Source organism: Streptomyces sennicomposti (assembly GCF_019890635.1).
Classification (GTDB): domain Bacteria; phylum Actinomycetota; class Actinomycetes; order Streptomycetales; family Streptomycetaceae; genus Streptomyces; species Streptomyces sennicomposti.
This window is the reverse complement of the sequence record NZ_JAIOAB010000002.1, coordinates 23130-45888: the sequence shown is the minus strand read 5'-3', so window position 1 is coordinate 45888 and position 22759 is coordinate 23130. Positions and strand designations below refer to the sequence as shown.

Here is a 22759-nt window from a genome sequence, read left to right as displayed (position 1 = left end):
GGAAGGGCCATGACCTGTGGCCGGTGAGTTCGGCGCGGTGCTGCGTCGGCTGCGCGAGAAGGCGGGACTGACCCAGGACGAGCTGGAGCGGCGTTCCGGTGTCAGTGTGAGCACCGTCCGCGGCCTGGAGACCGGCAAGCGCCGCAACCCGCGGATGACCACGGTGCAGCAGCTGGCCGACGCGCTCGCCCTGCGCAGCGAGGACCGCGAGGAGTTACTCGGCGCCGCCGTCCCAGGGCGCCGGGGCGACGGCACGGGGGGCGAGGCGGAAGCGAGCGCGGCGGAGGCGGGCGCTCCGGTGGGGGGCACTCCGGGAGGGGGCTCTCCGGGAGGGGGCGAGGCGCGGGCGGGCGAGCCGGAGGCGGGCGACGGCTCGGCAGCCGGGGCGGGCGTGGCGCCGCCTGCCGTGCCGTCGCCTCCGCCGCTCTCGGCGGCGCAGACCGCGCCGGCGGAGGCGGCCGAACAGCTCGCGAAGGCGGTGGCGGCCCGCTGGCAGCGCGAGGAGGAGCAGCGGCGGATCCAGGACCCGTACCCGCTGCCGGTGCGCTGGAAGGCCGCCTGCGAGACGCTCACCGACCACTGGGCCAACATCCGCCGCCTCCCGCCGGGCGCTCCGAGCGGCCCGCTGGATCTGAGCGGCCGGCTGGAGGGCATCGCCGAGACCTACCGGAGCATCCCGTCGGGGCGGCTGGTGGTCCTCGGCAGGTCCGGGTCCGGGAAGACGGTCCTGACGCTGCGCTTCGTCCTGGACCATCTCAGGTCGCGGATGCCTGCGGAGCCCGTTCCGGTGATCTTCAGCATCGGCGCCTGGGACCCCACGGCCGTCACCCTGCGCGACTGGCTGACCGAGCGGTTGACGCGCGACCATCCGGGTACGGCCGCGCCGGGCCCCGGCAAGGTCAGCCTGGCCTCCGCGCTGGTCGACTCCGGCCGTGTGCTGCCGGTGCTGGACGGCTTCGACGAGATGGCCGACGGGCTGCGCCGCCCCGCGCTGGAGGCCCTGAACGCCACCACGCTGCCGCTCGTGCTCACCAGCCGGCCCGCCGAGTACGCCGCCGCGGTCGAGGAGACGGATGTGCTGACCTCGGCCGCGCCGATCGAACTCACCGATCTCACCCTGGACGACCTGGACCACTACCTGCCCCGCACCACCCGCAAGACGGACCGCTCGGACCCGGCGGCGGGCGCCTGGCAGGCCGTGCTGAAGAAGCTGCGCGAGCCCTCGCCGGACGGGTCGCCGGCCCCGCTCGTCACGGTTCTGACGACGCCGCTGATGGTGGCGCTCGCCCGCACCGTCTACAGCGACACCCCGGAGCACGATCCGGCCGAGCTGCTCGACGCCGAACGGTTTCCCGGCGTACGGGAGTTGGAAGAACACCTGCTCGACAGCTTCCTGCCCACCGTCTACCGCGGCGCCCGTCCGGGTGCGCGCGGCTGGGACCCCGAGCGCGTCCAGCGCTGGCTCGGCCATCTCGCCCGCCATCTGACGGAGCTGAGGACTCCGGACCTGGCCTGGTGGCGGCTCGGCCACGGGCTGCGCCGTTCCACCCGCACGCTGGTCACCGCCCTGGTCACCGCGCTGGTCATCGGGTTCGTCGACACGGTCATGTCCGTCGGTTTCAGCGGCTCGTTGGCCAACGGCCTCCTCGACGGGGCGATCGTCGGCCTGCTGGCCGGATTCCTGTTCGGGCTGGTGCACTGGTTCACCTACACGGTCACGGGCAAGGACGTCCGGCCGTCCGCCGTACGGCTGCGCATCCGCGGCCGGCCCGAGACCACCACGTGGCGGGCCGGTCCCCGGCTGGTGATCGGCACGCTGGGCGGCACGCTCTTCGGCTGCGCCTACGGGTTCGCGGTCGGCCTGGTGCGCGCGTTCAGCTGGCACGCCGGGCTGTCGTCCGCGCTGAGCCTCGGGCTGATCGACGCGATCGTCTTCGGGCTGATCTTCGGCGGCGCCGCCGGGCTCACCTTCTGTCTCCTCGGCCTCCTCGAAACGCCCCTCGACGTCGTCTCCGCCGTCAGCCCGGGCAGTGTCCTGCGCACCGACCGCCGCACCGTGCTCACCCAACTGTGCTTCTGGGCTCCCGTGTTCGGCTCGGCGGTCGGGCTCGGGGCCGGGGTGGTGGTGGATCTGCTGCAGGGGCATCTGGGCCGGCTGGTCGCGGATCCCATGGTCAGTCTCATGCTCGGCACCATCAGCGGTCTGGGCGGCGCGCTCGGCTACACGCTGACCATGACCGCCTGGGGCCAGTGGTGTCTGCTCGCCCGGGTCTGGCTGCCGTTGACCGGACGCCTGCCCTGGTCCGTCGCCGCCTTCCTGGACGACGCCTATCAGCGCGGCGTCCTGCGCCAGGCGGGTGCGGTGTACCAGTTCCGCCACGCCCGGCTGCAGAGCCGTCTCGCGCAGGGGCGTGTCAGGCAGGCCCGTGTCGGGCAGGGCCGTTCCGCGCAGGGCCGCCGGCGAGGTTGAGCCGGCGGCCCCGGGGACGTGTCTGTCCGTCGAGCGATGTGCCGGTGGTGCGGGTCAGTTGTCGGTGATCCAGGTGCCCTTGTCGGCGCGCCAGTGGATGGTGGCGTTCTGGAAGCGCTGCATCCGCCCGCCCCCGGCCTCGTCCGTCTCGTCCGTCGTCGGATACCCGAGGACGGACTCATGACCGCCCGCGTGGAACGCGTCGTAGATCGCGTCGTGCACGACGTGCGTCCCCGTCGCCGGCGACCACAGGAACAGCCCCCGCTCGAAGAACTGGTACCGCCCCTTCGTCCCGTCCGGCGCCCGCGACGCATCCGCCTCGTCCATCGTCGGAAAGCCCCAGCGCCGCTCCGCGTCCGTCGCCCAGAACTTGGTCAGGATGTCCCCGTACACCGCGTACGCCACATCCGGGTGCCACAGGATGATGCCGTTCTGGAACTGCTGGAAGCGTCCGCCGAGCGACGCGTCGCGTTCGCCCCGGATCGGCTGTCCCAGGACGCTGCCCGCACCGCCCATGCTGTCGTACTTGGCCGCGATGGTGCCGTACGGCACGAGGTCGTCCAGCGCGTTGTAGCGGCGGGGCGAGAAGCCGCGCAGCCCGTCGTTCCACACGTGTTCCTCGGCCACATGGCCGAAGTCGTACTCCTCGCGGACCACCGGCCGGGTGTGCTCCGGGTCCGCCCAGCGGACGAACAGCGCCACGTGGTCGACGCCGCCCGAGTCCCGCAGCAGGGCGTCGCCCGGCTGGAGGTCGTCGGCCGGGATGTCGAAGGTGACGTCCCACAGGCTCCAGGTGGTGAGGGAGCTGCTCAGGTGCCAGGCCATGGAGACATAGCCCGAGCAGTCCGGGCGGTAGCAGCCGAACTGGTTCTGATGGCAGCCGGACTGGCTGTACGGCACCTGCTCGGCGATCCACGACCAGGCGCGGTCCATGGCCTCGCCCCGCCCGATCGGCCCGTCGGGGCTCGACGCGTTCGCGGCGGGTACGGCGCAGAGGGTGGCGACGAGGAGCGCCGAGGTGACGGCCGCCGTGCGGAGCACCTTGCGGTGAAGGGACTTCAAGGGAGTTCTCCTGTTCAGTTGTCGGTGATCCAGGTGCCCTTGTCGGCGCGCCAGTGGATGGTGGCGTTCTGGAAGCGCTGCATCCGCCCGCCCCCGGCCTCGTCCGTCTCGTCCGTCGTCGGATACCCGAGGACGGACTCATGACCGCCCGCGTGGAACGCGTCGTAGATCGCGTCGTGCACGACGTGCGTCCCCGTCGCCGGCGACCACAGGAACAGCCCCCGCTCGAAGAACTGGTACCGCCCCTTCGTCCCGTCCGGCGCCCGCGACGCATCCGCCTCGTCCATCGTCGGGAAACCCCAGCGCCGCTCCGCGTCCGTCGCCCAGAACTTGGTCAGGATGTCCCCGTACACCGCGTACGCCACATCCGGGTGCCACAGGATGATCCCGTTCTGGAAGAGCTGGAAGCGCCCGCCGAGCGAGGCCGCCTCCTCGGCCCGGACCGGTGCGCCGAGGACGCCGCCCGCACCGCCCATGGCGCCGTACTTCGCCCCGATCGTGCCGTAGGGCTGGAACGCCTCGTCCCGCAGCGCCACGGCGGTGCCTTCGGCCTGGTCGTAGCGTTCGGGGTAGGCGGAGCGCTGGACGGCCTGGGCGAGCTGGCCTGCGGTGCTGCCCTCCATGCCGGGTTCCATCTGTTCGGCGACCTCGAAGAACTTGGACGCCGCGTAGTCGACGTCCAGGACCTGCTCGGGCGATCCCCAGCCCTGCGAGGGGCGTTGCTGGAAGACGCCGAGGGAGTCCCGGTCCCCGCAGGCCAGGTTGTTCATCCGGGACTCGACCCAGCCGGTCTCGAAGCCGGCGAGCATGACCTTCGGGGACACGTTCATGCGCTGGCCGACCTCGTAGACCTTGCGGGTGACCGCGATGTCGCGCTGCGCGGGGATGTCGCAGTACGCCGTGGCGGGCGCGGCGTTGCCGAGGGGGCCGGGTATCCTCGCGGGCCCGGTGCTGCCGGCGCTCGCGGGGCCGGCGCCGAGGACGGTCAGGACCGTGAGGGCGGCGAGCAGGACGGTGCCGCCCGCTCTCGCGCGGCGTAAGCGGACTGTGCTCACTTGTCTCCTCCTGTGGGGGCGGGTGCAGAGGGGCGGGTGCGGGGCGCGGCTCACGGGTTGACGCCGTCGTACTGCAGGACGCGGTAGGGCGACTGGTGGGGCTGGCCGTTCCACTGCGAGACGATCAGGGTGAGGGAGGTGGCGCTCGCGCTGCCCGGGTGGATGTATCCGCCGTAGAGGAAGGGGAGTTGGGGCTTGCCCCAGTGGTTGGGCGGCCAGGCGGCGTTGCCGACGATCTGCGGCTTCGGCGCGCTCCACACGGCGTCGGGCCGGGGGGCGGTGCGGGTGCAGATCGAGTAGTCGGTGACGTCGAAGTAGCTCATGCAGTACGTGCCGCCGATGCGCTTGACGGAGAACTCGCCGATGTTGTTCCCGGAGAGGATCACGGACGGCTGGACCGCGCGGGTCCACTGCCATCGGCCGTCCAGGTAGGCCCAGTTCTCCTGTGCTCCGAAGTTGCCGGCCCGGAACTCCTCCGGCCGGATCCGGAAGAGCTGGATCGCGCCGCCGTCGCCGGTGTTGAGGTGGCTGCCGTTCCAGCGCTTGGAGAAGATGTACAGCCAGCCGTCGGGGTCGATGCCCGCGAACGACCACATGCCGTACATGGACTGGTTGACGCCCTGGGTGTCGCCGGCCCAGTGGTAGGGGTAGTCGTGCCAGGTGACGCCGTGGTCGTCGGAGTAGGCGACGCCGGACATCCGCGAGCCGTCGTAGCCGGCGGGCGGCTGCCAGACCTCCACGGAGGTGTACTGGATGTAGGTGCGGCCGCCGAACTCGATGCAGTCGTTCGGGATGCGGCTGACCTCGAAGCCGTAGCCGTTGTCGGCGTTGTGCTGGTAGTCGAACAGCTGCCGGGCGCCGCCTCCGGTGGGCATGGCCCAGGTGAACGAGATCGGGGTCGAGCCGGAGGCGTCGAAGGAGGCCTGGTTCAGCATGACCGGGGAGCCGAGGTACTCGCCTCCGAGCGCGGGTTCGCTGAAGGAGTCGCCGAAGACATAGCCCCAGGTGTCGTCGTGCTCCCGGTGGTAGGGGATGGCGAGGTCGCCCGATCCCAGGCCCTGTGCGCGGGCCGAGTCGCCGGGCTGTTCGCACAGCGGCGCGCCGTTCTGCGCCGCGGCGGCGGAGGGCGCCGCGGCGAGGGAGCCGCCGAGCGCGCCGGCGGTCAGGGCGGCGCCCGCGCCGGCCTTGAGCAGGGTCCGGCGGGTGGGCGGACGGCGGTCGGGGTGTGCGGAGTCGGACATGGCGTCCCTTCGTGTTCGGTTCGCCGCGGTGGACTCGGTCGGTCGATCGGTCGCGGCGTACTGGGTGTCGGTCGGGGTCGGTCGGGGATGCGGGCCGCGGGCGCTGTGCCGGCGGTCGTGCGGGTTGGCGCGCCGCGGCCGGTGCCGGGGCGGCACGAGGCGATCGCCGCGCCATGGCTGGGGATACGGATGCGGACCGGACGGGGGCGGACAGCCCGCGGCGGCCGGATCATCCTGGCGAGGGGCGTTGAAGAAACGATGAAATCCCGGTTCAGCGAGGGGTTTTCACGCCCCACGTGCCCGCGGTGAGGGGCCGTCGCGGAGCCGTCACCCGGCGGCCCGGACCGTCGCGCGCCCACAGCGGCGTCATGGGAATTTCATCGGCCCTCCTTAGCGTGACCGGGTCCGGACAAAGCCGCCGGTACGGGAGGGACGGCTCGATGACACGCAGGAGACTCAGATCGAGGCTGCCGATGGCGGTGATGGCCGCGGTCGCCCTGATGAGCACGACGGCGGTCGCCGCCTCGCCCGCCGACGGGGAGGGGAGCGCCGAGGCGACGATCCGCTACACCGAGTACGGCATCCCGCACATCACCGCCTCCGACTGGGAGGGGCTGGGGCTGGGATACGGGTATGCCGCCGCCAGGGACAACATCTGCACCCTGGCCGACACGTATCTGATGGTCGACGCCCAGAGGTCGCGCTATCTGGGGCCGGACGGCAGGGCGAGCCCCGGCCGGGACCAGAACACCACCACCAACCTCGCCAGCGACCTGTACTTCCAGCGGATCAACGACGACCGGGTGGTGGAGCGGCTGATCGACCAGCCCGCGCCCCAGGGCCCGGAGCCGGAGGTCAAGGAGGCCGTCCGCGGCTATGTGCGGGGGTACAACCGGTACTTGGCCGAGACGGGCGTGGACGCCATCACCGACCCGGCCTGCCGGGGCGCGGCCTGGGTGCGGCCGATCACGGAGCTGGACGTCTACCGGCACGCGCACGCCGAGATCATCATGGGCAGCGCCGACGCGCTGCTGGACGGCGAGGTGAACGCCGCGCCGCCCGGCGCGCAGTCCGCCGCCGCGCCTTCCGGGCCGGCCGCCGCGAACCCGTCCGGGGCCGAGGCGGCGTCACCGTCCGGGTCCAAGGCGGCGTCGCCGTCCGGGTCCAAGGCGGCGTCACCGTCCGGGTCCAAGGCCGCGTCGCCGTCCAGGGCCAAGGCCCCCGCCTCCCCCGCGTCCTCGCCCGCGTCCTCGCCCGCGCGGACCGCGCAGAGGATCCGCGACGCCATGGCAGCGAGCGCGCGGGCGAGCATGGGCAGCAACGCGCTGGCGGTCGGCTCGCAGGGGGTGTCCGGCGGCACGGGCATGCTGCTGGCCAACCCGCACTTCCCGTGGCAGGGCAAGAACCGGATGTGGCAGAGCCAGCTGACCATCCCGGGGAAGGTCGACGTCTCCGGGGCCGGGCTGCTGGGGCTGCCCGCGGTGAACATCGGCCACAACAACGACGTCGCCTGGAGCCACACGGTCGCCACGGTCGCGCCGTTCGGGCTGTTCGACGTGCAGGTGAACCCGCTCGACCCGACCTCCTACCTGGTGGACGGCGTCTGGCAGCGGATGACCTCGCAGCAGGTCACCGTGGACGTGCGCAACCCGGACGGCTCCCTCGGCAAGGTCACCAGGACGCTGTGGTCCACCCGCTACGGCCCGATCACCACCTCGGTCCAGGGCGTTCCGCTGCCGTGGACCGTCAGCGCCCACGCGGTGCGCGACGTGAACATGGACAACCTGCGGGCGCTGAACACCTGGTTCCACCTCGACCAGGCCAAGGACGTCGAGGACGTGGTCGGCACCCTGGAGGCCACCGAGGGCGTCCCCTTCTTCAACACCGTCGCCGCCGACCGCGAGGGCCACGCGCTGTACGCGGACATCCAGGCGACCCCGAACATCACCGACGAGCACGCGCAGGCGTGCCTGACCGAGACCGGCCGGCTGCTGTTCGAGCAGACGCTGCGGCTGCCGAACGTGCCGCCGGTCTCCATCCTCGACGGCAAGCGCAGCGCGTGCGACTGGCCCGACGACCCGAACGCGGTCGCGCCGGGCCTGATGGACCCGCGCAAGCAGCCTCGCCTCATCCGCTCCGACTTCGTGGGCAACGCCAACGACAGCGCCTGGCTGGCCAATCCGGAGCAGCCGCTGTCCTTCCCCCGGGTGATGGGCGACATGGCGGCGCCCCGGTCGCTGCGCACCCAGGAGCTGATCCTCACCGCGCAGCACCGGATCGACGGCACCGACGGCCTGCCCGGCAAGGGCTTCACCCCCGAGACGATGCGGCAGTCGCTGTTCGCCGACCACAGCAGGGCGGCCGACCTGGCACTCGACAGCACGGTGACGGCGTGCCGGAACACGCCTTTCGGGACGGTCCTGGTCGACGGCAACCTGGTCAATGTGAGCGAAGCCTGCCCGATCCTGGCCGCCTGGAAGAGTCACGCCTACACCTCGGACAGCCAGGGCTCCTGGTTGTTCGCCAACTACTGGTCGTATCTGCTCGGCGGGCAGGCCGTCGAGAAGCTGCCCTGGCGGGTGCCCTTCGACGCCAAGGACCCGGTGCACACGCCGAATTCGCTCGACCCGGGCAGCTCCGCGGTCCGCGACGCGCTCGCCCGCGCGGTGTTCGCCCTGCGCAAGGCCGGCATTCCGCTGAACGCGCGGCTCTCGGACGTCCAGAAGGTCACCCGGGGCACTGAGCAGATCCCGGTCCACGGCTCCATCGGCGAGCTGGGCGTGCTGAACGTCATCACCCCCGGCCAGGTCGACGGCCGGACGGACGTCGTCTTCGGGTCCAGTTTCATCCAGGAGGTGCACTTCACCGCGGACGGCCCGCCGCAGACCTCCTCCCTGCTGACCTACTCCCAGTCGGCCGACCCGACCTCGCCGCACTACGCCGATCAGACGAGGCTGTTCTCGGCGGGCCAGTGGGTGACCGAGCGCTTCACCGAGGAACAGATCGCGGCCTCACCGCAGTTGGAGGTCGAGGTCCTGGACTGAGATCGCCGTGCGAGCACGCCGGAACGCCGCTGAGGGTCTCCGGCGTGCTCCTCCCAGGGCGTCATCGCGCCCCGGCACCATTCGCCCCGCACCGCACGAAGGCTCACGAGGAGACACACTGTGGCAAGGACATCGAACCGCCTGCGACTGACGGCGACCGGAATGGTCACCGCCGCCGCACTGGCCCTGGCCCTGCCGGCCGGCCCGGCACAGGCCGCCGACGGCACCGCACCGCCGCCGTTGACGAACGGGTTCGGACTGACCCAGGTCGACACGGCCGTGGGCGGTCCCACCAACTTCACCATCACGGTGACCACGCCGGAGGTCTCGGGCAAGCACCACATCAAGATCATTCTGCCGAGCGGCTACTACGACGACCCGAACAGGCGCTACCCCGTGCTGTACTTCCTGCACGGCTCGCCCGACGACCCGATCCAGCAGAACTATCCGGCGCTGACCATGTCCGACTCGATGATCACCGTCATTCCGGACGGCGGCGCCCGCGGCTGGTACGCCAACTGGCTGAACCAGAACACCCAGATCGGCGCCCAGAACTGGGAGAACTTCCACCTCAAGCAGGTGATCCCGTTCATCGACGCGAACCTGCGGACCATCCCCACCAAGAAGGCCAGGGCCGTCGCCGGCGTCTCCATGGGCGGGTTCGGCGCCCTGCACTACGCCCAGGACCGGCCCGACCTGTTCAGCCAGACGGCGTCCCTGTCGGGGGACATCGACCTGTCGGCCAGGTCCATGGACCTGCGGCTGGCCATCGTCGCCTCGGTCACCGACGCGCTCGGCGCGATCTGCGGCTCGTCGTCCGGAGCCTGCGACCCCGGCAGTTCCCCGTACAAGCCCGGCGTGGACAGCGACGCCCTGTTCGGCTCCCCCTATCCGGTGTTCAACGCCGACTGGCGGTGGAACGAGGTCGATCCGGCCGCGCACATGGACAAGCTCGCCGGGATCGGCGTCTCCGTCTACGTGGGCAACGGCGGCGGCGTCCCCACCGAACCGGAGTTCTGGCTCGAGGGCGCGGCCCAGCACGTCAAGGACAGCATGGACGCGCTCGGCATGCCGTACCACTACGTCGACTACGGCGACGGTTCCGGCTGGGGCACCCAGTGCAACGGCGGCCACAACGGCTACTGCTGGGAACAGGATCTGCGGGACCTGATCCCCCGGCTGGAGCGGGCGTTCGCCTCCTGACCGCGCGCGGGGACGGACCGGGGCCGGCCGCCGCCCGAGAGGCGGCGGCCGGCCCGTCCGGCGCCCCGCGCCGCGCCCGGCTCACGGCGTCGGCACGGTGATCTCCCGCTTGAGGATCTTGCCGCTCGGCCCCATGGGGAGCCTGTCCACCAGCCACACGTGGCGCGGGTACTTGTAGGCCGCCACCCGGTCCTTGACGTACTGCCGCAGCTCGTCGGGCGTGGCCCGCGCGCCGGGGCGGAGCACGACCGCGGCGGCGACGTCCTCGCCGAGGCTCGCGTGCGGGACGCCGAGCACCGCGGCCATGCCGACAGCCGGGTGCTCGTGGAGCACTTCCTCGATCTCGCGCGGGTAGACGTTGTAGCCACCGCGGATGATCATGTCCTTCTTGCGGTCGACGATGTACAGGTAGCCGTCCTCGTCCGCGCGGGCGAGGTCGCCGCTGCGGAGCCAGCCGTCGGGAAGGGCGGCCGCGGTCTCCTCGGGCCGGTTCCAGTACCCCTTCATCACGTTGGGCCCCCGGACGGCCAGTTCGCCGATCTCGCCGGCGGGCACGTCCTTGCCGTCGGCGTCCAGCAGCCGTACCTCCACGTCCTGGATGGGGGTGCCGATGGAGCCGGCCTTGCGCGGCCGGTCGGGATGGTTGAACGTGACCACCGGACTGGTCTCGGACATGCCGAAGCCCTCCAGCACCGGGCAGCCGAACCGCTCCTCGAAGCCGTGGAGGATCTCCACCGGCAGCGAGGCGCCGCCGGAGATGCACATCCTGAGCGTGGACACGTCCGCGTCCGACGGGTGCTGCAGGAGCGCCGCGTACATGGTCGGCACGCCTTCGAAGACAGTGGCCCGCTCACGGGCGACGGCGTCGAGGACGGTCTGCGGGTCGAACCGGGGGATCAGGACGAGACAGGCGCCGCTGCGCACGGCCGCGCTCATGGTGCAGACCTGCCCGAAGATGTGGAACAGCGGCAGACAGCCCACCACCACGTCCTCGGGTGTCATCCGCTGGATCCGGATGCTGTTGACCTCGGTGTTGTGCCGCAGCCCGGCGTGGGTGAGAACGGCCCCCTTGGGGCGGCCGGTGGTGCCGGAGGTGTACAGCAGGACGGCCATGTCCTCGCCGTCCGGGTCGGCGACGGCGGGCAGCGGCTCGTGCCCGGCCAGCAACGCGGCGAACGCGGCGGATTCCACGGCCGTGTGGCGTACGCCCGCGGCGGCAGCGCCCTGCGCGCCCTCGCCCGGCGCCTGATGCCACTCGAAGAGGCGCACCGCGCCGGAGTCGGCGAGGTGGAACTCCACCTCCCTGGTCTTCAGCAGCGGGTTCATCGGGACCACGACCGCTCCGGCGCGCAGGGCCGCGTAGTACAGGACGACGAACTCGGGGACGTTGGGCAGCATCAGGGCGACCCGGTCCCCCGGTCGTATGCCCTCGGACCTGAGCAGGGCGGCGGCGCGGGCGCTGCGTTCGTCCAGCTCCGCGTACGTGATGACGTGTTCCCCGAGGCGCAGCGCGGGGCGTTCGGGCTGCCGCCCCGCCGTCTCCACGAGGAACCCTGCCAGATTGGCCATGACCCGCCTCCGTTACACGGTGTCGCCGTATGTTTACATCGCTGACATATTGCCGCCACATGCGGCCGTGCCCTATGGGCGAGGGCACAGCACTCGGCCCGCGGGATTGTTCCCGGCGACAATTCACCGGGGTTAAGCTGCGGAGATGACCGTGGAGACGAGACTTTCGGGTGTGGCCGCCGCGCTGCGGGCGAGGCTTCCGGAACTGGGCGAGCGCATGGCGCTGCGCATCCGCTCGGACGTCGACTCCTACAACGACGAGTCCCTGGTGCCCCTGGACTCGCTGTGCCGCTCCTGCGCCGCCAACGCGGACCTGGTCCTGGCGCAGTTGTGCCGCGAGGGCGCCCCGGACGCGAGTCCGGCCCGTGAGACGGGACGGGTCCGCGCGGAGCAGGGGGTGCCGCTGGCGGACACGCTGCACGCGTATCGGATCGGCTCCGAGCTGCTGTGGACGGCGATCCTCGCGGAGGCGCGGACGCGCCCGGAGGTCTCCGACGATCTCCTGGTGTCGGAGTCGGCGGGGTTCTGGACCCTGTCCGGGCTGTACGCGGAGGCGGTGGCGGCGGCCTACCGGGAGACGGCCGCGGAACTGACCTCACATGTGCGGGCGCGGCGTTCGGCGCTGACCGAGGCGCTGTTCACGGGTGTCATCGCCGACCGCACGCTGTGGGAGGCCGCCCGCGAGCTGGGACTGCCCGCGCACGGGCCGTACGCGGTCGCCGTGGCGGAGGCCGGCGCGGCGGGCGGGGAACCGCTCGCGGAGGCGGAGGCGGCCCTGCTGCAGGCGCAACTTCCCTCCGCCTGGAGGCTGTTGCCCGACCAGCAGCTCGCCCTGATCGCCCTGCCCACTGCGTCGGCGCAGGACACGTGTCTGCGTGTGCTGCGCCGCACCGGCGCACGTGTGGGGCTCAGTCCGTGTTTCCGCTCGCTGCGGGAGACTCCGCAGGCGCTGCGCTTCGCCCGTCTGGCCCTGTCCGGGCTGGAGGGCGCGGGCCCCGGGGTGGCCCGCTTCGACGACGATCCGCTGGCCATGGTGGTCTCCGCGGCTCCGGCCGAGGCCGCGCACCTGGTGGAGGTGGTCCTCCGGCCGGTGCTCGATCTCCCGGCGGCGGAGCGGTCCCGGCTGCTGCGAACGCTGGAGCACTGGTTCGCCGCCGCCGGTTCCGCCGGGGCCGCGGCCCGGACCCTCTTCGTCCATCCCAACACGGTCCGCTACCGCCTGCGCCGTGTCGAGGAGTTGACGGGCCGGTCCCTCTCCGATCCGCGGGCGACGGCGGACATCAGGGCGGCGCTCCTGGCGGTCCGCCACTCTTCGAGCGGCCACTCCGGGAGCAGTCACTCCGCCGGCAGCCAGTCCCCGAGCGGTCACTCCGGGAGCGGATACCCCGCGAGCGGCTGGTAGCTGGTACCCGCACGGGGGCGGCGGCCGGGCGCACGGCGCGGCGGCGCCGGCGGCCCGCCCGAGGCGAGGACCCGCCTGATCCGCACACCGGGGACCGGAGCGCCCGGCAGCTCCTCCCCGGGAGGAGCCCGGGAACGTTCCCCCGCCTGCTACTCGTTCACCAGCAGGATCTTGCCGGTGTGGCCGCCGGCCTCCATCAGCCGGTGCGCCTCGGCGGCCTCGGCCAGGGGCACGGTCCGGTCGATGACCAGCCGGACGGCGCCGCTCTCGATCATCGGCCACACGTGCTTCTGCACCTCGGCGACGATCGCGGCCTTCTCCTCCTTGGACCGGGTGCGCAGGGTGGTGCCGTGGACGGAGACGCGCTTGAACACGATCTCGGCCAGGTTGAGCTGCCCCTCCAGGCCGTTCTGGAGGCCGATGACGACCAGACGTCCGTCGGCGGCCAGGGAGCGGATGTTGCGCTCCAGGTAGTCACCGCCGATCACGTCGAGGATCACGTCGTAGGGGCCGAAGTCGGCGAAGTCCTGGGTGCGGTAGTCGACGGCCTCGTCGGCGCCCAGCTCCCGCGCCTGCGCGACCTTCTCCGGGCCGCCGACGGTGGTGACGACACGGGCGCCGAGCGCCTTGGCGATCTGGATCGCCATCGTGCCGACGCCCCCGGCGCCGCCGTGCACGAGGAGGGTCTCGCCCGCCTTCAGCCCGGCCGTCATGACGATGTTGGACCACACCGTGGCGGTCACCTCGGGCAGGGCCGCCGCCTCGGCCAGGCCGACGCCCTCGGGGATCGTGAGCAGTTGTCCCGCCGGGACGGCGACCTTCTGCGCGTAGCCGCCGCCGGTCAGCAGCGCGCACACCTCGTCGCCCACCTGCCACCCGGTCACCCCCTCACCGAGCGCGCTGATCCGGCCCGAGACTTCCAGACCCGGGTACGGGGAGGTGCCCGGCGCGAGCGGGTAGAGGCCCCAGCGCTGCATGACGTCCGCCCGGTTGAGGGCGCCGGCCGCCACGTCGACGACCACCTCTCCCGCGGCGGGCGTCGGGTCGTCGGCCTCGACCCACTCCAGGACCTCGGGGCCGCCGGGTTCCCTGATGGATATCGCCTTCATGGCACTCCGTTCACATGACTGAGATGAGGGGCTCCCGCGCCGGCCGGCCCGGGAGCCAATGTTTACGATGCATACACTAAGAAATGGAAGTGTGCAGTGTCAACATTGCAGGTCAGAGGCGGGCGCCCGACTTGTCCGCCGCCGTATCCCGACCCACGACGACGCCCGCTCCCCCGGCGGGGCCCGCCGCGCGAGCGGCCGGCAGGCGGGCGCCCTCGATATCGACCTCCGGCACCAGCCGGCCGAGCCACCGGGGCATGCGCCAGGCGTGCCGGCCGATCAGCGCCATCACGGCCGGCACGAGCGTCATCCGGACGACGAAGGCGTCGACGAACACACCGAAGGCCAGCGCGAAGCCGATGGACTTGATGATCGGGTCCTCGTTGAAGACGAAGCCGCCGAAGACCGCGACCATGATCAGGGCGGCGGCCACCACCACCCGCGCGCTGCGCGAGATGCCCTCGGCGATCGCCTCGGCCGGGTCCCCGGAGTGCTCATGGTGCTCGCGCATCCGGCTGACGAGGAACACCTCGTAGTCCATGGCGAGTCCGAAGAGCACGCCGATCAGCAGGACCGGGAGGAAGCTGGGGACCGGGCCGGCGGCGGCCACGTCCGGCAGGCCGTCGGCGTGGCCCTGCTGGAAGATCACGGCATGGGTGACAGCCTCGGGAAACGCAGCAAGGCGCGGCGCGGGGACGCGATCCTCACCGCGGCCCACGAACCGTTCGCGGAGCGGGGCTTCGACGCCACGAGCATCGCCGACATCGCCGAGGCGGCCGAGGTGTCGCCCCGCACGGTGACGCTGTACTTCCCGTCCAAGCTCGAACTGGCGATGGCGCACTTCAACGCCTTCGTCGACGAGCTGGCGCGGACGCCGCACGCCCGGCCCGAGGGGCAGGGCATCCTCGACACCGTCGAGAAGTGATTGCGCGAACAGGCGGCGGCCCGGAGCGAGTTCGACCGGCTCCACGACCGGATGCTCCAGACCGACCCCCAGCTCAAGGGCCTGTGCAGGGGCCGGCTGACCGAGGTCGTCCAAGACGTGCGCCCGGCTCCTGGCCGAAGAGCAGGGCCGGCGGCCCGACGACTTCGCCCCGCGCATCCTGGCGGCCACGGTGGCGAGCGTGATCGGCGAGCTGATGCACCGGTCCGGGCCGGGCGACCTGGAGACGGCCATGGCCTTCATCCGCGCCGCGGCCGCCACCCTGTCCACGGACTGACCCGGTCCCGGCGTCCCCGTCCGCGCCGCGGACGGGCGCCACACGGCCGGCGGCGGCCCGTCCGCCGGACACCGCCGACGGCCGGCGGCTCGCCTCCGGGCCGCACACCGGGATGATCCTCACATTCCGGTACATTCGGATGGTGAGGACCGATGTCGACGCATTTCTTCGCGAGATCGCGCTCCGGCTCCGGCCACGCATGGACGAGCTGGTCGACCGACTGGTGTCGAGCATGCGCGAGGAGGTCGTCTGGGAGCACGAGGACCTCACCGACCTCGCCGTCCGGTCCGCTCAAGAACACGTGGACACCGTGCTGCGGGCGCTCGAACACGGCTCCGACCTCGCCGCCGTCCCGGCTCCGCAGGCCGCCATCGGGTTCGCCAGGCGTCTGGCGGAGTGCGGCGGCGAGATCACCGAGCTGCTGCGCTCCTACCGCATCGGGCACGCCACCGCCCTGACCATCGTCCGGGAGGAGGCAACCCGGCTGACGGACGACCCGACCCTGCGCAACGAGGTCGCCGACACCCTGATCACGGGGTCCTTCGGCTACGTCGACCTCGCCTCCGAACAAGTGGTGACGGCCTTCCAGCAGGCACGGGACAGCCTGCTGCAACGGCGGCTCATCGTCGTCAACGAGGCCAGCCGGCTGATCGGCACCCGGCTGGACATCGCCCGCACCGCTCAGGAACTGGCCGAGGTGGGGACCGCCCATCTGGCCGACTTCGTCACCGTCGACCTCCTCGAATCCGTCCTCGGCGACGAAGGCCCCCTTCCCGCGCGGGGCGCCCTCGCGGTCCGGCGCGTCGCCCAGCACTCCGTGCTCGACGGCTGCCCCGAGTCGCTGCTGCCCACCGGCAGCACGCACAGCTTCGCGGGGGACTCGGGCCCCGCCGAGGCGCTCGCCTCCGGACGCCCCCTGTGCCACCGGGTCACCGTCGGCGACGTCCCGGCGTGGCTCACCCCCTCCGAGGGCCAGCGCCGCCGTCTCGTCGACTCCGGCATCCACACGATGCTGCTGGTCCCGCTCCGGGCCCGCGGCAGCCCGCTGGGGGTCGCACAGCTCTTCCGCCACCGCACCGCCGCGCCGTTCGACGACGGCGACCTCCTCCTGGCGCAGGAGATCGCCTCCAGAGCGGCCGTGTACATCGACAACGCCCGCATGTACACCCAGGAACGGGCCACCGCGCTGGCCCTCCAGCGAAGCCTGCTGCCCGACCTCCCGCACCGGGGCGGCGCCGTCGAGACGGCCGCCCGCTACCTCCCCTCCGGGACCCGGGCCGGCGTGGGCGGCGACTGGTACGACGTGATCCCCCTGTCCGGCGCCCGGACGGCCCTGGTCATCGGCGACGTGGTCGGCCGCGGCCTCTACGCCGCGGCCACCATGGGACGGCTGCGCACGGCGGTGCGCACACTTGCGGACATCGATCTGATGCCCGACGAACTGCTCACCCATCTCGATGACGTGGTCACCCGGATGCAGCACGAGGAGGGCGGGGACCTGGACGGGATCAGCGCCACCTGCCTGTACGCGGTCTACGACCCGGTGACGGGGCAGTGCGCGCTGGCCAGCGCCGGACATCCGCCGCCCGCCGTGGTGCCGCCCGCGGCCGAGGGCCGCCCCGCCGCGCCCCACTTCCTCGACGCGCCGATCGGTCCGCCGCTGGGACTGGGGGGTCTGCCGTTCGAGACCGCCCGGCTGGACCTGGCGGAGGGCACTCTCCTCGCCCTGTTCACCAATGGCCTCGTAGCAGGCCCCGGCCGCGACCCGGGCCTCGGGCTGACCGAACTCCTCGACGTCCTGCGGCGGACCGGCTCCTCGCCGCAGGACGCCTGCGACCGGCTCATGACCGCCCTGCTCCCGTCCCGGCCGGCGGACGACGTCGCCCTCCTCCTCGTCCGCACCCACCGGCTGGACGCCCATCACGTCGGCACCCTGGAACTGCCCTGCACCCCGTCGGCGGTCTCCCGGGCACGCTCGTACACGACCGGCCTGCTGACCGCCTGGAACCTGGACGAACTGGCCTTCAGCGCGGAACTCGTCGTCAGCGAACTCGTCACCAACGCGATCCGCTACGGGCGGGAGCCCATCCGGCTGCGGCTGATCCTCCAGTCCACGCTCACCTGCGAGGTCTCGGACGCCGCCGCCACCGCTCCTCGGCTGCGCCGCGCCAGGACCTTCGACGAGGGCGGCCGCGGCCTGTTCCTCGTCGCCCAACTCGCCGCCCGATGGGGCACGCGCTACACCCGGGACGGCAAGGTGATCTGGGCGGAGCTACCGCTTCCGCACCCCCCGCCGTCACCGTCGTCACCGTCGTAGCGCGGGCGCTCCTGAGGGCGGGCGGGTCCGCGGTCAGGGGTCAGAGGTCAGAGGTCCCGCACCGGAGGGGTCGGGCGAGCCGGGGCAGCGGCGACGGCGCGGGCTTCGCTGAGGCGCAGATGCGCGGTCGAGAAGATGTCGGACCACACGGACGCCACGGCCCCGGTCGGCGCCGCGGCCTCGGCGGGCCCGTATACCGTCGCGGCGCCCGGCCCCTCCGCCGGGGCGACGGCGTCCGGCGGACAGTCGTCGTCCTCTCCGGCGGCGTCCGGCGGACAGTCGTCGTCCCTCATGGCGCCGTCCTCCGGGGCGGCGTCCGGCGGGACTCGGTCCTCCGCCGCCGCTTCGGCGATCCGGTCGAGCGGCTCCCGCCGGGGGCAGGGGGGCGATGGCAGGAGCAGGTCACGGGGCATCCGGGGTTTCCCATTTCGTCTCGACGCCTCTGGTATGTATGCATCGTTTACATTAAGGCGTCGATGTAACCCCTGTAAACATCAGGCGTGCGGGAAGTGCCGCACACGCGCCGCGCCCCCGGGAGCGGTCACCCGTTCCCGGGGGCGCCCTGGATCAGGCGGATGATCCGCCCTTCGCCGTCTCCCGACCGGCAGGCCCCGGCCCGGCGGCGCGGCGCCCGGCCGGGGTCAGTCGTGGGGGATGCGGACGAAGCCGAACACCTCGTCGACGAGAGCGGCGAGGGGCCGGTCCGTGTCGCTCTCGGCCCACCGTGCGATGGCGACGTCGAAGCAGCCCAGCGCGGTGTTGAGCATCGTCTGCGCCTTCAGCACGGCATCGCCGGGGCCGGGGTCGATCCGGGAGGCGATCTCGGGCACCAGGAGGCCGGCCCAGGCCAGGTGCTTCTCGAGGTACCGCGCGCGCAGACCGGGCGTGTTGCAGATGACGCGGCTCGCCCGCTTCCAGCGTCCGGAGTCGGCGTCCATCTGCTCGGCGGCCGTCCGGAAGGTGGCGCACAGCGCGTCCCACGCCGGGTCCGTGCCGAGGTGCCGGAGCAGTTCGTCCCGGACCTCCTCGGCGGTGGGGATGCGGTCGCCGAAGACCACGTCCTCCTTGTTGCTGAAGTAGCGGAAGAAGCTGCGCTGGGAGATGCCGGCCGCCGCGACGATGTCGGCGACGGTGACCTGGTCGAAGCCGGCGGTGTCGAAGAGGTCGAGGGCGGTGTCGGCCAGGGCTTCGGTGACGGCCCGGCGGGTCTTCATGCGCAGGCCGGGCGTGGTGGTCTCCCTCATGCCGTGAGGGTATCAGTGCCAGGAGTGGCAGTCTGTGCCAGGCGTGACGTAGTCTGCCATGGAGGGCACGGGTCCCGTGCGGCGAGCGGTCGCCCTGGACCCGCCCGGGACCGACGATGGTTCCGGGCGCGCCTGCCATGTCCCGTTGCACGGTCCAACGCGTCGGCGGTGGAGCCGTTCCGGCTGAAGGAAGTGTCGGCATGACCAAGGTGCTGTTCGTGGTGTCCGCGGCGGATCGCTGGACGTTGCGGGACGGGGAGGTGCATCCCTCGGGGTTCTGGGGCGAGGAGCTGGCGATGCCGCACAAGATCTTCACCGCGGCCGGCTGGGAGATCACGATCGCGACGCCGGGCGGGAAGGCCCCCACGCTGGACCGGCTGAGCATGTCCCGCACGGCGGGCCGGCCCTCGAAGCTGCGCGAGGTGGCCGCGTACCTGAAATCGATCGAGGCCGAGCTGAACAGTCCGCGGTCGCTGGACGGGATCGATCCGGACGACTTCGACGTGGTGTTCTACCCGGGCGGGCACGGACCGATGGAGGACCTGTCGGTCGACCCGGTCTCGGGCGCGCTGCTCACGAAGGTCCTCGCCTCGGGCAAGCCGCTGGCGCTGCTGTGCCACGCGCCGGCGGCGACGCTCGCCGCGACGGACCAGGACGGGTCGTGGCCCTTCGCCGGCTACCGGATGACGGGACTGTCCAACCTGGAGGAGAAGCTCAACAGCTTCGGCCGCAAGGCCCGCTGGCTGCTGGAGGACCGGCTGCGGGAGAACGGGGCCGACTACGTCAAGGCCCGGCTGCCGCTGCTCCCGTTCGTGGTCGTGGACCGCAACCTGTACACCGGCCAGAACCCGCCGTCGTCCGAGCGCCTCGCCGAACGCCTCGTCGCCGACGTCACCGCGTCGGCACACTGAACGGCCGTTCCACCGGCCCGTGTTCCTCGGTGTCACCGCCGGGGCCGAGGTTCGAGGTGGACCTCCGCGAGCGGGCCGCCGCCTGGGAGGCCCGTGGCGGACCCGCTGGAGATCGCGACGAACACGACGCTTCCCCACAGGCCGCGGCGGTCGCTGGGGGCGATCTCCGCGACGCAGGTGTCGGCCGTCGCGGACTCGCCGCCGTGGGCGAATCCCCGTGCCATGCGGGCCCGTCGGTCAGTCCGTCGCCCCGGAGGGCCTCGCCGGGGCGGCGGCGTCGCGGAGTCGGGCGCGCCGGATCTTGCCGCTCTGGGTCTTGGGCAGGTCGGCGATGAAGTGGACCTGGCGGGGGCATTTGTAGGCCGCCAGGCGCTCGCGCGAGAAGGCGATCAGCTCGTCCTGGGTGGCGCTCCGGCCGGACCTGAGGGAGACGTAGGCGACGACCGTCTCGCCGCGGTAGGCGTCCGGCCGGCCGACGACGGCGGCCTCCAGCACCGCCGGGTGCTCGTACAGCACGTCCTCGACCTCGCGCGGCCACACCTTGTAGCCGGACACGTTGATCTGGTCCTTGAGCCGGTCCACGAGGTAGACCCAGCCCTCCGCGTCCACGATCGCGACGTCGCCGGTGCGCAGCCGGCCCGCCGGCATCGTCTGCGCCGTGGCCTCGGCCCTGCCCCAGTACCCGGGGACCACCTGCGGGCCGCTCAGCTCCAGTTCGCCCTGCTCCCCGCTCGGCACCGGGCGGCCGTGCGGGTCCACGACGCGCACGGTGAGGTGCGGCAGGGGCAGCCCGACGGACAGGGTCCCGCTGGGCGCGTGGACCGGCGCCGGCCGTCCCGGGGGGACGGCGATGACGGCGGAGGTCGTCTCGGTCATGCCGTAGACGTTGTGGATGTAGACGCCGAACCGTTCCCGGAACCGTTCGACGGTCGTCGGCGGGATCGGCGCGCCCCCTGAGTACAGGGTCTTCACCGACGCGAAGTGCTCCGGCTTCGCGTGGGGCAGCGCGTAGAGGGCGTTGTACGCCGTGATGGAACCGACCGTGAAGGTGACCCCGTGCTCGGCGAAGGCGTCCAGCACCACCTCGGGACGGAACCGGCCCGCGAGGACGAGCGTGGCGTCCGAGAGCAGCGCGATGGCCGCGTTGACCACGGCGCCGGTGATGTGGAACAGCGGGGCGACGGCGAGGACGACGTCCCCGGCGCCCAGACCGGTCCACGCACGGCAGCTCTCCACCACGCTGAGGACGTTGCCGTGGGTGTTCATGGCGCCCTTGGGCGGCCCGGTGGTGCCGGAGGTGTAGGTCAGGAACGCGACGTCGTCCCGGGCCGGCCGCACCGGTGCGGGACGGGAGCCGGCGAACTCCTCGATCAGCGCGACGAGATCGCCGTCCGGCGCCGGGGCGGGGCGGTCCGTCGTGGTGAAGACCCTGGGGTCGTCGCGTGACTGGTAGTCCAGCGCCGACGTGCTGATCAGCCACCGGACCGTGCTTCCCGCGAGGGTGCCGAGCGTCTCCTCGACGTCGGTGTCCGCGCACACGATCCCGACCGCTGCGGCGTCGTCGACGATGCGGCGCAGTTCGTGCCGCCGGTACATCGGGTTGAGCCCCAGCGCGGTGGCGCCCAGCTTCCACAGGGCCAGCAGCACGAGGGCGTACTGCGGGACGTTCTGCAGGTACACCCCGACGCGGTCGCCGCGCCGGGTGCCGCGGGCCTCGAACGCGGCCGCGAGGGCGTCCGAGGCCGCGTCCGCCTCCCGGGCGGACAGGACGCCGTCGAAGTAGCGCAGCGCCGCGGCGTCCGGGTTCCTCGCCACCCGCGCCCGCCAGGCGGACACGAGGGAGTCGTGGGCCTCCGCCGTCTTTGCCGCGGCACCGGTCGAGGGCAGGGAGTCCCGCGCGGGGTCCTCGGGAACCGTCACTTCTCGTCCCTTCCGCCCGCGTCGTCCGCGGGCCCGTACGTAGTGACCGAGCGTTCGCCCGGGGCGGTGCGTCGTCGGGGTGCGTCGTGGTGCGTCGTCGTGGGATACCGAGCGGTCGCTCGGTGGAATGGGGCGCGGTGAAGTCGGCATACCGAGCGGTCGCTCGGTGAGAGACTGATGGGGCGGCGACGCCGTGTCAAGGGGTCTGCCGTCGGCACGGGCGGGCGGCCCCGCATACTGGCGTGCCGACGCGACGGAGAATCCGGGCAAGGGGAGCGCTGTGACCGAGACCGACGCCAGGACGGCCTGGAGAACGTACGCCGTCGGCGGACTGCCGCCCCTCCTGGAGACGGCGCTGTCCTGCTTCGTGGAGCACGGCTACCACGGGACGACGATCCGCACGGTGGCCTCCCGGGCGGGGCTGTCCGTGCCGGGCCTGTACCACCACTACGCCTCGAAGCAGGCGCTGCTCGTCGCGATCGTCTCCCACGCCATGGACGAGCTGTGGCGACGCAGCACCGCGGCCCTGGAGGAGGCCGGCGACGACGTGCGGCGGCGGCTGGACCTGCTCGTGGAGTGCCTCGTGCTGTTCCACGCCCACCGGCGGGATCTCGCCTTCATCGCCTCCAGCGAGATCCGCAGCCTCACCGGGGAGGCCCGCACCACCTATATCGCCGCCCGCGACCGCCAGCAGCGCCTGATGGACCGCGTGATCGAGGACGGCGTGGCGCGGCGGGTCTTCACCACCCCGTATCCGCGCGAGGCCGCCCGGGCGGTCGTGACCATGTGCACCGGGGTCTCCCAGTGGTACCGCGCGGAGGGCGAGCACACTCCCCAGGCGCTCGCCGAGCGCTACCGCGCCATGGTCCGGATGACGGTGGGCGCCTCGTGACCCGCGTTCCCCTTCCCCTCGCCCGATCCCGGACCGCTCCTGGGAAACCGGCGGTGAAGTAGTCGGCACCCCTCAGTGTTGACGGTGCATACATGGCGGG

At 72.5% G+C, this 22759-nt stretch carries 17 protein-coding genes and 1 pseudogene; 8 read left to right on the top strand and 10 right to left on the bottom strand.

All coding sequences use genetic code 11. From position 1 onward, the window contains the following. Positions 1–16: 16 nt before the first annotated feature. Positions 17–2470 (top strand): helix-turn-helix domain-containing protein, encoded by a 2454-nt coding sequence (locus K7787_RS01210; protein WP_223000159.1) that lies wholly within the window; start codon positions 17–19, stop codon positions 2468–2470. 54 nt (positions 2471–2524) lie between these two features. On the opposite strand, the gene K7787_RS01205 is transcribed toward K7787_RS01210, so the two are convergent. Genes K7787_RS01205 through K7787_RS01195 form a run of 3 tightly spaced genes read right to left on the bottom strand, consistent with a single transcriptional unit; the run spans position 2525 to position 5828 of the window. Beyond that, positions 2525–3532 (bottom strand): LGFP repeat-containing protein, encoded by a 1008-nt coding sequence (locus K7787_RS01205; protein WP_223000158.1) that lies wholly within the window; start codon positions 3530–3532, stop codon positions 2525–2527. A 14-nt stretch (positions 3533–3546) separates the two neighbouring features. Further along, positions 3547–4587 (bottom strand): LGFP repeat-containing protein, encoded by a 1041-nt coding sequence (locus K7787_RS01200; RefSeq protein ID WP_223000157.1) that lies wholly within the window; start codon positions 4585–4587, stop codon positions 3547–3549. Between the two features lie 50 nt (positions 4588–4637). Beyond that, the gene (locus tag K7787_RS01195) at positions 4638–5828 is read right to left on the bottom strand and encodes a glycoside hydrolase family 183 protein (RefSeq protein WP_223000156.1); all 1191 of its coding nucleotides are present in this window, start codon (positions 5826–5828) and stop codon (positions 4638–4640) included. A gap of 440 nt (positions 5829–6268) precedes the next feature. Between K7787_RS01195 and K7787_RS01190 the strand changes: the two genes are divergently transcribed. Both K7787_RS01190 and K7787_RS01185 read left to right on the top strand, forming a co-directional pair. Further along, entirely contained in the window at positions 6269–8872 is a 2604-nt protein-coding gene (locus tag K7787_RS01190) for a penicillin acylase family protein (RefSeq protein WP_223000155.1), read from the top strand. Positions 8873–9034: 162 nt separating this feature from the next. After that, a complete protein-coding gene (locus K7787_RS01185; protein WP_019981153.1) occupies positions 9035–10075 on the top strand; it encodes an alpha/beta hydrolase in 1041 nt (346 codons plus the stop codon). Positions 10076–10156: 81 nt separating this feature from the next. Here the strand turns inward: K7787_RS01185 and K7787_RS01180 are convergent, their stop codons facing one another. Beyond that, positions 10157–11644: a long-chain-fatty-acid--CoA ligase gene (locus K7787_RS01180; RefSeq protein ID WP_223000154.1), complete on the bottom strand. Its 1488-nt coding sequence runs from the start codon at positions 11642–11644 to the stop codon at positions 10157–10159. A 172-nt stretch (positions 11645–11816) separates the two neighbouring features. On the opposite strand from K7787_RS01180, the gene K7787_RS01175 reads away from it, so the two are divergent. Then, a complete protein-coding gene (locus K7787_RS01175) occupies positions 11817–13046 on the top strand; it encodes a PucR family transcriptional regulator (RefSeq protein WP_223000305.1) in 1230 nt (409 codons plus the stop codon). A 149-nt stretch (positions 13047–13195) separates the two neighbouring features. Here the strand turns inward: K7787_RS01175 and K7787_RS01170 are convergent, their stop codons facing one another. Both K7787_RS01170 and K7787_RS01165 read right to left on the bottom strand, forming a co-directional pair. After that, positions 13196–14155 (bottom strand): NAD(P)H-quinone oxidoreductase, encoded by a 960-nt coding sequence (locus K7787_RS01170; protein ID WP_164388124.1) that lies wholly within the window; start codon positions 14153–14155, stop codon positions 13196–13198. Positions 14156–14267: 112 nt separating this feature from the next. Then, positions 14268–14801 (bottom strand): annotated as a pseudogene (locus K7787_RS01165) (MMPL family transporter); the annotation flags it as partial. A gap of 6 nt (positions 14802–14807) precedes the next feature. On the opposite strand from K7787_RS01165, the gene K7787_RS01160 reads away from it, so the two are divergent. Next, a complete protein-coding gene (locus K7787_RS01160; protein ID WP_223000153.1) occupies positions 14808–15080 on the top strand; it encodes a TetR/AcrR family transcriptional regulator in 273 nt (90 codons plus the stop codon). 434 nt (positions 15081–15514) lie between these two features. Further along, a complete protein-coding gene (locus K7787_RS01155; protein ID WP_223000152.1) occupies positions 15515–17692 on the top strand; it encodes an ATP-binding SpoIIE family protein phosphatase in 2178 nt (725 codons plus the stop codon). A gap of 47 nt (positions 17693–17739) precedes the next feature. On the opposite strand, the gene K7787_RS01150 is transcribed toward K7787_RS01155, so the two are convergent. Continuing rightward, entirely contained in the window at positions 17740–17985 is a 246-nt protein-coding gene (locus tag K7787_RS01150; protein ID WP_223000151.1) for a hypothetical protein, read from the bottom strand. 348 nt (positions 17986–18333) lie between these two features. Beyond that, a complete protein-coding gene (locus tag K7787_RS01145; protein ID WP_247720420.1) occupies positions 18334–18936 on the bottom strand; it encodes a TetR family transcriptional regulator in 603 nt (200 codons plus the stop codon). Positions 18937–19136: 200 nt separating this feature from the next. On the opposite strand from K7787_RS01145, the gene K7787_RS01140 reads away from it, so the two are divergent. Continuing rightward, a complete protein-coding gene (locus K7787_RS01140; RefSeq protein WP_223000150.1) occupies positions 19137–19847 on the top strand; it encodes a type 1 glutamine amidotransferase domain-containing protein in 711 nt (236 codons plus the stop codon). A 32-nt stretch (positions 19848–19879) separates the two neighbouring features. Here the strand turns inward: K7787_RS01140 and K7787_RS01135 are convergent, their stop codons facing one another. Both K7787_RS01135 and K7787_RS01130 read right to left on the bottom strand, forming a co-directional pair. Continuing rightward, entirely contained in the window at positions 19880–20071 is a 192-nt protein-coding gene (locus K7787_RS01135; RefSeq protein WP_223000149.1) for a hypothetical protein, read from the bottom strand. Between the two features lie 13 nt (positions 20072–20084). Then, a complete protein-coding gene (locus K7787_RS01130; RefSeq protein ID WP_223000148.1) occupies positions 20085–21767 on the bottom strand; it encodes a class I adenylate-forming enzyme family protein in 1683 nt (560 codons plus the stop codon). Positions 21768–22047: 280 nt separating this feature from the next. On the opposite strand from K7787_RS01130, the gene K7787_RS01125 reads away from it, so the two are divergent. Continuing rightward, entirely contained in the window at positions 22048–22659 is a 612-nt protein-coding gene (locus K7787_RS01125) for a TetR/AcrR family transcriptional regulator (protein WP_308036269.1), read from the top strand. Positions 22660–22759 lie beyond the last annotated feature (100 nt).

What these genes read in the sequence shown, in the direction of transcription:
- K7787_RS01195 (WP_223000156.1), bottom strand. Translation starts at nt 5,828, where the DNA reads ATGTCCGACTCCGCACACCCCGACCGCCGTCCGCCCACCCGCCGGACC.
- K7787_RS01190 (WP_223000155.1), top strand. Translation starts at nt 6,269, where the DNA reads ATGACACGCAGGAGACTCAGATCGAGGCTGCCGATGGCGGTGATGGCC.
- K7787_RS01185 (WP_019981153.1), top strand. Translation starts at nt 9,035, where the DNA reads ATGGTCACCGCCGCCGCACTGGCCCTGGCCCTGCCGGCCGGCCCGGCA.
- K7787_RS01180 (WP_223000154.1), bottom strand. Translation starts at nt 11,644, where the DNA reads ATGGCCAATCTGGCAGGGTTCCTCGTGGAGACGGCGGGGCGGCAGCCC.
- K7787_RS01170 (WP_164388124.1), bottom strand. Translation starts at nt 14,155, where the DNA reads ATGAAGGCGATATCCATCAGGGAACCCGGCGGCCCCGAGGTCCTGGAG.
- K7787_RS01160 (WP_223000153.1), top strand. Translation starts at nt 14,808, where the DNA reads ATGGGTGACAGCCTCGGGAAACGCAGCAAGGCGCGGCGCGGGGACGCG.
- K7787_RS01155 (WP_223000152.1), top strand. Translation starts at nt 15,515, where the DNA reads ATGGTGAGGACCGATGTCGACGCATTTCTTCGCGAGATCGCGCTCCGG.
- K7787_RS01150 (WP_223000151.1), bottom strand. Translation starts at nt 17,985, where the DNA reads ATGAGGGACGACGACTGTCCGCCGGACGCCGCCGGAGAGGACGACGAC.
- K7787_RS01145 (WP_247720420.1), bottom strand. Translation starts at nt 18,936, where the DNA reads ATGAGGGAGACCACCACGCCCGGCCTGCGCATGAAGACCCGCCGGGCC.
- K7787_RS01140 (WP_223000150.1), top strand. Translation starts at nt 19,137, where the DNA reads ATGACCAAGGTGCTGTTCGTGGTGTCCGCGGCGGATCGCTGGACGTTG.
- K7787_RS01135 (WP_223000149.1), bottom strand. Translation starts at nt 20,071, where the DNA reads ATGGCACGGGGATTCGCCCACGGCGGCGAGTCCGCGACGGCCGACACC.